Below are 12938 nucleotides of genomic sequence, written 5' to 3' on the forward strand. Positions count from 1 at the left end.
AGGCTTTAATACAATCATGTTGGAAATAAATATAAATACAGCCTATGCTTTGGCATTGAGCTTCATTGTAGTGATAGCTATAGGACCTTGGCTTATTCCTCAGCTTCATAAGCTGAAATTTGGCCAGGCTATCCGCGAGGAAGGTCCTCAGAGTCATCAGGCCAAGAGCGGGACGCCAACTATGGGCGGTATGATGATTATTTTGGGGCTGGTGCTTTCTACACTGGTATTTGCCAACCATACTGTAGAGATTATGCTGGCTGTGTTTGTGGTTTTAGGTCATTTTGCCTTGGGATTTCTGGATGACTACATTAAGGTTGTCAGAAAGCACAACGAAGGACTAAAACCGCGTCAGAAATTGTTAGGACAGATTATTATGGCTGCGTTGGTAGCTGCGTTTGGTGGCTTGCCTACAGATCTTTGGGTGCCATTTGCCGGTAGTATTGACCTGGGATATGGTTTTTACGCTCTGCTGTTTTTCGTTATGGTGGGGGCCACAAATGCGGTAAATCTTACTGACGGCCTTGATGGCTTGGCCTCCGGAACTGTGGCTGTAGCGGCTTTCTTTTATATGCTGGTATGCTGTGCCATGGGAAAAACAGACTTGGCAATTTTGTGTGCGTCAACCATTGGCGCCTGCCTTGGCTTTTTGAAATTCAACTACCATCCAGCTAAGATTTTCATGGGAGACACAGGCTCTTTGGCCTTGGGTGGTGTTATGGCAGCCCTTGGAATTTTGACTCATACTGAAATTTTGCTGGCAGTTATCGGCTTTGTATTTGTTTGTGAGGCCCTGTCTGTTATGATTCAGGTCACTTCATTTAAGACCACAGGAAAAAGAGTCTTTCTCATGAGTCCTATCCATCATCATTTTGAGCTGAAGGGATGGAGTGAGGTTCGTGTTGTATGGACCTTCTGGGCCGTGGGAGTCATTGCTGGTGCTTTGGGGCTGGCTTTGTGTATATTTGGTATGTAAACCAGATTTTTTGGTAATAATAGGAGATGTAAGTAATGGAGTTCATGGGAAAAAAGGTGTTGGTAATCGGTGCTGGTATCAGCGGAAATGCTGTTGCCAAGATTGCCAAGAACATGGGAGCAGATGTTACTCTTAGTGATTCCAAGGCTGAGGCGGATATCAGCTATAATATGCAGGAGCTTCGTGATGCTGGCATTAAGCTGGTATTTGGCAAGCAGGAGCCAAGCCTTCTTGATGGTGTGGATATGGTTATCCTTTCCCCGGCTGTGCCAGTTCGTATTCCTGTGGTGCAGGAGGCGTATAAGCGTAATATTCCAGTTACCACAGAGGTGGAGGTAGCTTATAATCTGGCTAAATCCCCAATTTTGGCCGTAACTGGTACAAATGGCAAGACTACCACTGTAAGTCTTCTTGGGCAGCTTATGCGTACCAGATATCCTAATGCAGGAGTGGGTGGCAACATTGGTATACCTCTTTGTGAGGAGGCTCTTAAGGCTGGAGAGGGAAGCTGTATTGTGGCAGAGATTTCCAGCTATCAGATGGAGGCATCCAACACCTTCAATCCCCACGTGGCCGTAGTATTGAATGTGACTCCTGACCATGTGGTCCGCCATGGCAGCCTTGAGGTATATCAGGCCATGAAGGAGAAGATGTTCGCTAATCAGGGACCAGATGATTTTTTGGTGCTTAACTATGATGATGCAAAGACCCGTGATATGGCCAATCGTGCCAAGGGCAAGGTGTTCTTCTTCAGTCGTAAGGAAATTCTTAAGGAGGGTGCCTTCGTTAATGATGGGTGGCTTACCATTTCCTGGAACGGTCAGACCTGTAAGCTATGCCGTACAGATGAACTGAAGATTAAGGGCGGTCACAATATTGAAAATGCTTTGGCGGCTGCTGCAGCAGCATATTTAGGCGGTGTTCGTCTTCCTAAAATAGGTGAGAGCCTTAAGGCATTTGAGCCAGTAGAGCATCGCATTGAGCCAGTGGCTACTGTAAACGGAGTTCCATACTTCAATGATTCCAAAGCAACAAACACTGATTCTGCTATAAAGGCATTGCAGAGCTTTGACGGGCATCTGATTCTCATTGCCGGTGGTGATGATAAACACACGGATTTAAGTGAGTTCATGGAGCTGGTGAAGGAACGTGTAGATGAATTAATCCTTGTGGGTGATGCAGCTGCCCGTTTCAAGGAATGTGCTATTGCAGCTGGCTATAGTCCTGAGCATATCCATGAGGCAGGGTATTCCATGGAAAAGGCTGTGGAGATTGCCCATAAAATTGCGGGGATTCCTCAGACTGTGCTCCTTTCGCCGGCTTGTGCTTCCTTTGATATGTTCACTGGATTTGAAGAACGTGGTCGTGTATTCAAGGGTTTGGTAAAGGAATTACTTAAATGAAAATAATCGTATCAGGCGGTGGTACAGGTGGTCATATTTATCCCGCCGTCACCATCATACGGGCATTGCAGAAAAGAGTAGATAATCTGGAGGTCCTTTATGTGGGAACCAGTAAAGGCCTGGAGGCTGATATTGTTCCTAAGGAAGGATTTCCATTTAAAACAGTAGATTTACAGGGCTTTAAAAGAAGTCTGAGCCCTGCTAATTTCCTTCGGGCATTTAAGGCCATAAAGGGTGTAATCAAGGCTGCGGGGATTGTTCGTGATTTTAAACCAGATGTGGTTGTTGGTACCGGAGGCTATGTTTGTGGGCCAGTGCTGATGGCCGCAAGTCTTATGGGAATCCCTACGCTGATTCAGGAGCAGAATGTGGTTCCTGGTATTACCAACAAGATTTTATCCAATTTTGTTTCCAGAATTGCTACTGGTGCTATTGAAGCAAACAAGCACTTTCCTCAGGATAAGGTAATATTTACTGGCAATCCTATTCGTGATGAGGTGGTTAATACCCAACGGGAGCCGGGATACAGTGCCTTTGAATTGGATCCGGCCAAGAAAACTGTGCTGGTATCCGGGGGAAGCCGGGGCGCCCGTAGCATAAACCGCGCCATGGTAGGCGTGTTAAAGCACTTTGCTGGCAGTAAGCGGGTTCAGATTCTCCATGCCACTGGCAAGGCGGAGCATGAGGATATATTACGGCGCATCGCCGAGGCTGGGGTAGATTTGGATAAGTTCTCCAATCTTAAGGTTTATCCATATCTTTATAATATGCCCCAAGCAATGGCAGTGGCGGATTTGGCTGTTTTTCGTGCTGGTGCCACTGGCCTTGCGGAGCTTACCGCCAAGGGGATTCCAGCAGTGCTGATACCATATCCGTATGCTGCGGAAAACCATCAGGAATTTAATGCCCGTGCCATAGAAAAGGCTGGTGCAGCGAAGGTTATTCTCAATAAGGATATTAGTGCAGAAATATTGATTTCCACAATTGAGGAGCTGCTGGCTGATGACCGTCATTTGCAGGAAATGGCTGAAAGAAGCCATAGTATTGGTCATCCGGAGGCTGCAGCTACTATTGCGGAAATGATTATAGAGTTAGCCCGTAATAAACAGAAATAATTTTTGAAGGGATGTATTACAGTGCTTACAGGCATTAAAAAGGTTCATTTTGTAGGTATTGGCGGTGCTGGAATGAGTGCATTGGCCAAGATTCTCGTTGAAAAGGGATATAATGTTTCTGGCTCCGATGTTAAGGAATCTGTTATGACAGGTATTCTTCGGGATTTGGGGGCCAAGGTATTCATTGGTCAGCGCGCTGAGAATGTTCAGGATACGGAGGCAATTGTTGTTTCCAGCGCCATCCGTGAGAATAATCCTGAGGTAGTTGAGGCAAAACGGCTTGGTTTAAAGCGTCTTCATCGTTCAGATGTAAATGCATTTTTAATCAATAATTCCAAGGGTATTGCTGTAGCTGGTGCTCATGGCAAGACTACTACCACCTCCATGCTGGGAGTGTCCCTGGACTATGAAGGTGTATCTCCAAGCATAATCATCGGTGGAGAGGTGGATTACCTTGGTAGCAACGCCAAGCTAGGCAAAAGTGATTATCTGGTATCCGAGGCTGATGAAAGTGATGGAACTTTCTTGAAATATTATCCGTATATTGGTATTGTTACCAATGTGGAAAATGACCACATGGACCATTATGGAACCATGGAAAACATTATCAAGGCCTTTACCCAGTTCCTGAATCAGATTCGTGAAGATGGCTGGGGCGTTGTGTGCTTTGATAATGAAAATATAAGAAATATCGTTAAGAACGTTAATCGCAAGATTGTATCCTATGCCATTGACCATGAGGCGGATTATGTGGCTGCCAACATCAAGGCAGATGCCAGCGGAACCTCCTTTGACGTTATTCATAAGGGAGAAAATTTGGGCACAGTTAAGCTGAATGTTCCTGGCCGCCATAATGTGCTTAATGCCATGGCCTGTGTGGTTACTGGCATAACCTTGGGACAGTCTGTGGCCCAAATGGCTGAAGGTCTTACCATGTTTAATGGTGCCAAGCGACGCTTCCAGACCAAGGGAAAGGCTCATGGGGTATGGGTGGTTGATGATTATGCTCATCATCCTACAGAGATTGCAACTACCCTAAAGGCTGCCCGCCAGACACAGCCTAAGCGTCTGGTGTGTGCTTTCCAGCCACATCGCTACAGCCGTACCCAGCTTTTGCAGAAGGAATATGGCAGCTGCTTTAAGGATGCCGATCTCTTGGTGCTTACTGACGTATATTCCGCCGGAGAGGACCCAATTCCAGGGGTTGATGGTGAGCTTCTCGTAAAGGAAGTGGCTGAGCAGACTGGTCAAAAGACCGTTTATATCAAGGATAAGAAGGAAATCGCAGCATATCTTAAGTCCATTGCCCAAGAGGGAGACCTCATTATGACCATGGGTGCCGGGGACATTGTAAAGTGCGGTGAAGAGCTGGTAGAGCTTTTAAAATAATTTTATTAAGACAGAATGATTGGGAGCTATTAATTAAAATGAGTAAAAAAATTGTTGTAGTAATGGGTGGACCATCCAGCGAGGGGGAGGTATCCCGTCGTAGTGGTACTGCTATTTTAAATGCCTTAAAATCCAAGAATTATAATGCAGTAGGTTTGGAATTGGTTCCAGAGACCTTTGTGGATGAGATTCGGGAACTGAAGGCGGATTTTGTTTTTAATGCTCTTCATGGCAAATTCGGTGAGGATGGCATTATTCAGGGTACTTTGGAAATGCTGGGTATACCATATACTAGCTCCGGGGTTTGTGCGGCTGCTGTTACTATGGACAAGGTGGCCACCAAGCGCTTTTTCCAAGCTGGTGATGTACCTACCCCGCGGTCTCACACATATTTTCGTTTTGAGCATAAGCAGCGTGATCTGGCCGAGGAGATTCAGAAAGAATTTTCAATTCCAGTAGTAGTCAAGGCTGCTGCCCAGGGATCCAGTATCGGTGTGGTTATTGTTAAGGACACTAAGGATTTGAAGGATGCTCTTAACGAGGCATTTAAATATGACAACGCAGTTCTGGTGGAGGAATATATCAAGGGCCGTGAACTGACTGTGGCTGTTTATGGCAATGAGGAAAAGCAGGAGGTACTGCCAATTATTGAGATTACCACCTCTGAGGGATGGTATGACTATGTAAACAAATACAAGGTGGGTGCTTCACAGCATATCATTCCTGCTCCAATCAGTGACGAGCTTACAAAGGAGATTCAGAACATCGCTAAGCGCGCATTTGCCGTATGTGGCTGCTGCGGTGTAGCCCGTGTAGATTTCATGCTCAGCGAGGACAATAAGCCTTATGCCATTGAGGTGAATACTGTTCCGGGAATGACAGAGACCTCTTTGGTTCCTGATGCGGGCAGAGCTGCCGGCATTGAATTCCCTGAGCTTTGCCAGAAAATACTGTATATGGCTGGTTTTGAGGACTGATTATGATGAATGGTGAAGATATCGACAATAAGGAAATAATCGATAACACAATGGAATATAAGCCACTGGGGACTATGGATGCAATTAACTCTGAATCCATTGATGATACGGTGATTAGGGGAAATGTGGGCAAATCCGTAAGCGGGGAAGCTCATGAAAAACCTAAGCGCAAGATTATTACACGTCGTGGCATACTGCGGGTCCTGGGAGTGCTGGCAGCATTTATGGCCTTTATTGCCATTGCCCTTTCCCCTGTATTTGTACTGAAGCATGTTAATGTCCATGGCAATACTTATCTTTCCGATGAGGAAATAATTCGTATTTCCGGCGTAAATTTGGGAGAGAATCTCTTCCAGCTGGCCACAGATGAAATTATGCAGGCTATGGGTAAGGACATCCGTATTGATCAGGCCATTGTAAGGAGAAATTTCCCTGATTCTTTGGATATTCAAGTGGTGGAGCGTATACCACTGGCTATCATAAAATGTGATTATGGTTATTTGGAGGTGGGACGTGGTGGAATCGTATTAGATGCACACAGAAATCTGTCCCAAATTCCTGTGCCCATTGTCAGCGGAGTGGAGGTATCGGATCTTTTTGTAGGAGATACTGCAGAAAACCAGCAGCTTTCTCAGGTACTTGATTTTCTGGATAAGCTTAATCGGGATACAGCAACAAGTATTGCCGAAATTAATATTTCGGACCCTAATAATGTAATGGTTTACATGAATCATTCTGTTCAGCTTAAGATGGGAGCTTTGGATAGTCTTCAGAAGAAGCTGGAGATTACGGAAAGTGTCAATCGTGAGGTTAAGCAGGCAAAGCATCCTATAGATTATGTTGATGCCAGATTTGATGGTTCATATTCCATTAAGCTAAAGGAATAGTCGGTATAGGAGGAGAAAAATGCAGTTAGAAAAAGGGCGATTGTCTATTGCCTGCGTTTGCATGGTTCTAGGTTTTATGCTGGTTATCCAGTTTAAAAGTACAGAGGATATACGGGCTTCCCAGCCAAGTCAGCGCGTGGAGGAATTGGCTGCCCGTCTCCATCAGGCTGAGGCTGAGAATAAGGAGCTGGAAGCTGAAATTCGCGATTTGAGGGGAATGTCCGGGGATGCTAAATCAGAAAAAATAACAGATGATATAATGATGATTTCCGGAATGACACCTTTGGAGGGGCCTGGGGTCATTATTACCATTGATGATAGTGCCAAAAAGGCCAAAATGGAAAATGATCCAAATCTCTATCTGGTGCATGATGAGGATATTCTTAAAGTTGTAAATGAACTGAGGGCTGCTGGTGCAGAGGCGCTTTCCATCAACGGTCAGCGCTTGACCGCAAATTCAGAAATACGCTGTGCCGGGCCGACTATTTCCGTAAACAATGTTCGTTCCGCTCCTCCCTTTGAGATTCGTGCAATAGGAGACAAGGATAATCTTGTAAATTCTATCAATATGCGTGGCGGTGTGGCGGATTCCCTGAAGGTTTGGGGTATAAATCTGACCATACAACCATTGGATAATGTGTGGATTCCGGCCTACAAAGCAACGACCAAGTATAAGCTGGCAACCACATCGAGCAAAGAGGAGGAGACAAAATGATTTATGCAGTAGTTGGTCTCCTCATTGGAGGTGCTTTGGGCTTTTTGGTACCTTTTGGAATTCCTGCGGGATACTCCAGTCTCTTTTCAGTTGCGCTTATGGCTTGTATGGACTCAGTTTTTGGCGGTATTAAGGCAGCTTGCAGTGGCACATTTGATGATAAGATTTTTATTTCTGGTTTTTTTACAAATTCTTTGATGGCAGCTTTCTTGGTTTATGTGGGTGACAGACTGGGAATAGATTTATATTATGTTGCTCTGTTAGCCTTCGGCCTAAGAATTTTTAATAACCTTGGCTTTATTCGTCAGCATTTGCTTAAAAAGCACTAATTTCAGATTAGCTAGCTATAGATTTTGAAATTAATTAATGTTATAATATTTGATGTATGAGTATATTGATATTATTTTCGAATTAAAGTATATATGTGGGGGTTTTTTGAGTGCCAATAGATTTTGATAGTTATGGAGATTTTGATGACAAGGCCGTGATTAAAGTTGTTGGTGTCGGCGGTGGCGGCAGCAACGCGGTGAATTGTATGGTTAATGCCGGTGTGAAGGGCGTTGAGTTTATCGCTGTAAACACTGATTCTCAGGCATTGGACCAGTCTTTGGCGTCCACTCGTATTCAGATTGGCGGTAAGGCAACCCGTGGATTGGGTGCTGGTGCCCGTCCAGAGGTTGGTGCCAAGGCAGCTGAGGAAAATCGCGAGGAAATTATGGCAGCCCTTCAGGGTGCTGATATGGTATTTATCGCAGCAGGTATGGGCGGTGGTACCGGTACTGGTGCAGCTCCGGTTGTGGCAGAGTGTGCCAAGCAGGTTGGTGCTCTTACCGTTGGTGTCGTAACTCGTCCATTCTCTTATGAGGGCCGTATGCGCACGAAGCGTGCTGAAGCTGGTATTGCGGCTTTGCGTCAGCGTGTTGATACTATCATTACAATTCCAAACGAGAAGGTTTTGAATATTATTGATCGTAACACTTCATTTATTGATGCATTTAGAGAAGTTGATGACATCCTTCGTCAGGGTGTACAGAGTATTTCCGATCTTATCAACGAATCTGGTTATGTAAATCTGGATTTCGCCGATGTTGAGGCTGTTATGAGCAATGCTGGCCCTGCACTGATGGGCATAGGTGAAGCCTCTGGTGATAATGCACCTATGAACGCTCTTCGTGAGGCCGTTAATTCTCCACTTCTGGAGGTATCCGTAAGTGGTGCAAGAGGTGTAATCATCAACTTTGTTGGTGAGTCTTCTCACCTCAATATGATGGAGCTTAACGAGGCCAGCCAGAGTATCACTGCTGAGGCTCATCCAGATGCGAATATTATTTGGGGTGTTTCTGTGGATGATACCATGGGTGATTCCATTCGTGTTACTGTCGTGGCTACTGACTTCGAGTCTGAACAGGGGCGTCAGAATACGACAATGCCTAATGCAAATCAGCAGGCACCACAGCAGACTCCACCAAGTGGCATGAGAGTTCCAGTGTTTGGCAATCAGGGTGCCAATGCAGCTAATATTGGCGTTCCAAAGCAGGATTTCTACAAGGCCAATGGAATTGATATTCCAGTATGGATGCGCTCAAACAAATAATTTAGTTCAAACTGCGAGTCCTGCAGGGAGTTTCATTTCCTTGCAGGATTTTTACTATGAAATCTTAGTGAATCAAATCTGCAAGATGAAGATGAATTTAGATTTTTCTGTTTCTGAATCGATGGTGTATAGTATATGAAAAGATATTCAATGTTGCTGATTACCTCGTTTCTAATGATTGTTGCCTCCATATTCTGTGCCTTGTATTTTACCAATGGCAGCAGCTACGATGACAGTCGTCTTCGGGGGAACATTGTTGTTTATACTACCCTGCCGGCGGAGAACGTTGCCCCTGTGGCCGAGGCTTATGAAAAAAGCCATAAGATTAGGGTTACCTTTGTTCCTATGACGGAAAGTGACCTTAAAGACAGAATAAAGGAAACTGGTAAGGCTGATCTTATACTGACTGATAGCCGTGTGTTGCGCAGAAATGCTGCCGATGGCTGGCTTCAGCCTTATATTTCTGAGTATGGTGACTTGGTCAGCGATCGCTTTAAGGATGATAGGGGATTTTGGACAGGTCTTTGGTATGACCCAGTGGTTTTCTGTGTGAATACGGATTATATGCAACGTCTGCCTCATATTCCTGCATCTTGGAAGGAATTAGGTCAATTGCAGAATTATCGGCTGGGTATAACGGATTTTATGGCGGCTGACAATGCAGCAAACATTTACATGTTTATGGTAGCCCAGAATGGTGAGGATAGTGCTCTTAATTACATGAAGCAGCTCCATCCCCATGTGGTGCAATACGCTAAGTATTTATCAACTCCTGCCCGAATGACCGGTATGGGAGAGGCAGATATTTCCGTGGTGGTTCAAAGTGAAGCCCTGCGATATATTGGTGATGGATATCCTTTAAAGATTATTTATCCTGATGAGGGTACGGCCTACACTCTTACGGGAATTGGGCTTCTTATAAATTGTCCAAATGGTGACAATGCCAAAGAGTTCATTAATTGGATGCTGACGGATGAGCCTCAGTTGGCCATGATGAATAATGGTTTTTATTTTATGCCAGCCAATGGTTCACTTATGGCAGCCAAGCAATTTGCGGGTAAAAATGTCGTTTTATATGACCAGTTGGCAGATTATCCTGAAAAGGAACGCCGACAGCTGTTAGACCACTGGCTTAAAGAAGTAAGATTTGGCAGATAATTTTAGATACTTAGATAATATTTAGGAGGTAAAGCTTGAAAGCAGGATTTGTAAGTCTTGGCTGTTCCAAGAACCTGGTAGATACAGAAGTGATGCTGGGACTCATTAAGGAACGGGAGATTGAACTTGTAAATGACCCATCTGATGCTGATATACTAATTGTGAATACATGTGCTTTTATTCAGTCAGCAAAAGAGGAATCAATAAATACAATTTTAAATATGGCAGAATACAAGCAGCCAGAGAAGGGCCACTGCAAGAGTCTGATTATTGCAGGCTGTCTTGGCCAGAGATATGGTCAAGAGCTGTTGGATGAGCTGCCTGAGGCAGACGGTATTATTGGTACTGAAGCTTGGGGCCGCGTTACTGAGGTAATAGATGAGACATTAAAGGGCAATCGCTTGGTGATTAAGGGTGACGAAACTATCTATGATGCATCGGTGCCACGTATTCCAACCACACCAAAGCATACTGCCTATGTCAAAATCGCCGAGGGCTGCAATAATCGTTGTGCCTTCTGTGCCATTCCACTGATTCGTGGCAAATACCGCAGCCGTAAGCTGGAGGATATTGTGGCAGAGGTAAGGAATTTGGCTGATAAGGGCGTTCGGGAAATTGTTCTTATTGCACAGGATACCACAAATTATGGCCATGATATTTATGGTGAGCCACGCCTGGCACAGCTTTTGCGGGAATTGTGCAAAGTAGAAGGTATTAAGTGGATCAGAACCCTTTATAATTATCCACGATTCCTTAATGATGAGCTTATTGAGGTCATGGCCACTGAGGAAAAAATTGTAAAATATGTGGATATTCCATTGCAGCATGCCAGCAATGAAGTGCTTAGAAGAATGCGCCGCCCTGACACAAAGGAGCAGATTACAGCTCTCTTGAAAAAGCTTCGTGAAAGGGTGCCAGGGGTGGTTATTCGCTCTACATTTATTGTGGGATTTCCTGGGGAAACTGAGGAGCAGTTCCAGGAGCTTAAAGACTTTATTCAGGAGCAGCGCTTTGATCATGCTGGCTTCTTCACCTACTCCAAGGAAGAGGATACTCCGGCAGCAAATATGGATGGACAGGTGGATGACGATGTTATGCAGGATCGTTATCATGAGATAAAGGCCATTCAGAGCCTTATTTCCCAAGAGATAAATGAGTCTCTGGTGGATCAGGTGCTGGAAGTAATTGTTGAAGGTCATACTGAAGATGGTACCTCCTATGGTCGTTCCTATCGCCAAGCGGATGATGTGGATGATCTGGTGTATATTGAAGATGATACCACCAGCAAAGTGGGAGATATAGTTAAGGTTCGTATTCTCCAGGGCTTTACTGAGGATCTGGTGGGCGAATTGGCAGAGTGAGGAGATAATCATGCTATTGGAAGAGGAAGCGGGCAAGCTGCTGCTGGATTCCCATCAGACTATAGCCTGTGCTGAATCATGTACTGGTGGACTGTTAACCAGTCGCCTTACAGACGTGGCTGGAAGCTCGGCCTATGTCTTGGGCTCCATTGTTTCCTATACGAATGAGGTTAAAATGTCTCATTTGGGAGTCAAGGAATACACCTTAAAACAGTTTGGGGCAGTAAGTGAACAGACCGCCCAGGAGATGTCCAGTGGTGTCAGGGGGAGAATTGGTGCTGATATCGGTGTGGGAATTACCGGAATCGCCGGTCCAGGTGGAGGCAGTGTGGAGAAACCAGTGGGGCTGGTGTATATTTCCATTGCTGGTCCCAAGGGCGTAATTGTAACCAAAAACCTCTTTAAGGGCAGTCGCAGCGAGATAAAAAAACAAACTACTGACAAAGCCTTGACAATGCTGATAAAATATATTAGGTGATTTTAATGGTTATTTAATATGGTTTTCACCATTTTTTCAAAAAAGTCCATTAGAATAGCCATAGTGGAATTCAAAGAATATTGAATTGTGGGGGAATAATAATGAAAATAAAAAATGTGTTAATTAAAGGATTTATGGCTGCTGTTATGGGTGCCTTCCTCATGGTACCAGCTATGTCCTCCGTTTATGCGGAGGAGGCTGCACAGCCAGCAGATAAGGCAGTTACAACAGAGGCCAATGGTGACAACGTGGTTCAGGTAAATCTTCCGTACAAGTATACCAGCACCCGTTTCGGTTACACTATTATGTGTCCAACTCAGCCAAATGTGGTTCCTGCCAGCCTGTTTGACGAAACCTCCAAGGGTGACATTCTTATTTTTGAAGGAAATGTGGACGATGTAAAAAAGGCTTGGATTGTACTCATTAATGCTTATGATGATGGTGATATTCCAGCCAATGCCGGCAGCGTTTCCGATGCTGAGCGTAAGACTATTTTGGACAACTTCTCCAATAAATATGTTTTAACCAATACCCGTGTGGTTGAGGTTGCAGAAAATGTATTTGGTATTTATGGCATTACTCCAAAGGAATTGCAGGTAGATACCAATGGTGATGGTCAGCTGGATGAAACTGTTACAGCTGAGAACCAGATGGTACAGACTTATCTGCCAGGTGAGTTTGGCGGTCGTTTCATGATATCCTTGATTGATAGCCCAGAAATTTCCATGGCTGGTTTGGCAACCTACAATGCTGCCCTTACCACCTTTAAGCAGTGGCCAACCTCTGAGTATCAGCAGTTCCTTGAGCTGTCCAAGCTGCCAAAGAAAAAGAAGAACTAACTTACAGTTTAAATGACAGAGCCTGTACTTATGTGCAGGTTCTTTT

General features: G+C 44.8%; 13 protein-coding genes. All 13 read left to right on the forward strand.

Going from position 1 to position 12938, the window contains the following annotated elements; genetic code table 11:
• The first annotated feature begins 16 nt into the window (after positions 1-16).
• The 13 genes from mraY (at position 17) to T355_RS0102075 (ending at position 12892) form a co-directional block, all read left to right on the forward strand.
• The gene (gene mraY / locus T355_RS0102015; protein WP_027396285.1) at positions 17-976 is read left to right on the forward strand and encodes a phospho-N-acetylmuramoyl-pentapeptide-transferase; all 960 of its coding nucleotides are present in this window, start codon (positions 17-19) and stop codon (positions 974-976) included.
• Positions 977-1011: 35 nt separating this feature from the next.
• Positions 1012-2379 (forward strand): UDP-N-acetylmuramoyl-L-alanine--D-glutamate ligase, encoded by a 1368-nt coding sequence (murD, locus tag T355_RS0102020; RefSeq protein WP_027396286.1) that lies wholly within the window; start codon positions 1012-1014, stop codon positions 2377-2379.
• A complete protein-coding gene (murG, locus tag T355_RS0102025) occupies positions 2376-3494 on the forward strand; it encodes an undecaprenyldiphospho-muramoylpentapeptide beta-N-acetylglucosaminyltransferase (protein ID WP_027396287.1) in 1119 nt (372 codons plus the stop codon). Before murD ends, murG begins: the two co-directional genes overlap by 4 nt.
• Before the next feature lie 21 nt (positions 3495-3515).
• Positions 3516-4883 carry a UDP-N-acetylmuramate--L-alanine ligase gene (murC, locus tag T355_RS0102030; RefSeq protein ID WP_027396288.1) on the forward strand — a complete coding sequence of 456 codons (1368 nt, stop codon included), beginning with the start codon at positions 3516-3518 and terminating at the stop codon, positions 4881-4883.
• Between the two features lie 38 nt (positions 4884-4921).
• Complete coding sequence (locus T355_RS0102035) at positions 4922-5860, forward strand: D-alanine--D-alanine ligase family protein (protein ID WP_027396289.1); 939 nt, start codon at positions 4922-4924, stop codon at positions 5858-5860.
• Positions 5861-5862: 2 nt separating this feature from the next.
• Positions 5863-6747, forward strand: a complete 885-nt coding sequence (locus T355_RS0102040) for a cell division protein FtsQ/DivIB (RefSeq protein ID WP_027396290.1) — start codon at positions 5863-5865, stop codon at positions 6745-6747.
• 19 nt (positions 6748-6766) lie between these two features.
• Positions 6767-7462 (forward strand): DUF881 domain-containing protein, encoded by a 696-nt coding sequence (locus tag T355_RS0102045; RefSeq protein ID WP_027396291.1) that lies wholly within the window; start codon positions 6767-6769, stop codon positions 7460-7462.
• A complete protein-coding gene (locus T355_RS0102050) occupies positions 7459-7791 on the forward strand; it encodes a small basic family protein (protein WP_027396292.1) in 333 nt (110 codons plus the stop codon). Before T355_RS0102045 ends, T355_RS0102050 begins: the two co-directional genes overlap by 4 nt.
• Before the next feature lie 110 nt (positions 7792-7901).
• Positions 7902-9056 carry a cell division protein FtsZ gene (gene ftsZ / locus T355_RS0102055; RefSeq protein ID WP_027396293.1) on the forward strand — a complete coding sequence of 385 codons (1155 nt, stop codon included), beginning with the start codon at positions 7902-7904 and terminating at the stop codon, positions 9054-9056.
• A 135-nt stretch (positions 9057-9191) separates the two neighbouring features.
• Complete coding sequence (locus tag T355_RS0102060; protein WP_027396294.1) at positions 9192-10214, forward strand: ABC transporter substrate-binding protein; 1023 nt, start codon at positions 9192-9194, stop codon at positions 10212-10214.
• 35 nt (positions 10215-10249) lie between these two features.
• A complete protein-coding gene (rimO, locus tag T355_RS0102065) occupies positions 10250-11575 on the forward strand; it encodes a 30S ribosomal protein S12 methylthiotransferase RimO (protein ID WP_027396295.1) in 1326 nt (441 codons plus the stop codon).
• A gap of 10 nt (positions 11576-11585) precedes the next feature.
• Positions 11586-12053 (forward strand): CinA family protein, encoded by a 468-nt coding sequence (locus tag T355_RS0102070; RefSeq protein ID WP_027396296.1) that lies wholly within the window; start codon positions 11586-11588, stop codon positions 12051-12053.
• A 101-nt stretch (positions 12054-12154) separates the two neighbouring features.
• On the forward strand, positions 12155-12892 hold the full coding sequence (locus T355_RS0102075; protein WP_027396297.1) for a hypothetical protein: 738 nt from the start codon (positions 12155-12157) through the stop codon (positions 12890-12892).
• Positions 12893-12938 lie beyond the last annotated feature (46 nt).

The organism is Anaerovibrio lipolyticus LB2005 (assembly GCF_000621545.1).
Lineage (GTDB): Bacteria > Bacillota > Negativicutes > Selenomonadales > Selenomonadaceae > Anaerovibrio > Anaerovibrio lipolyticus_A.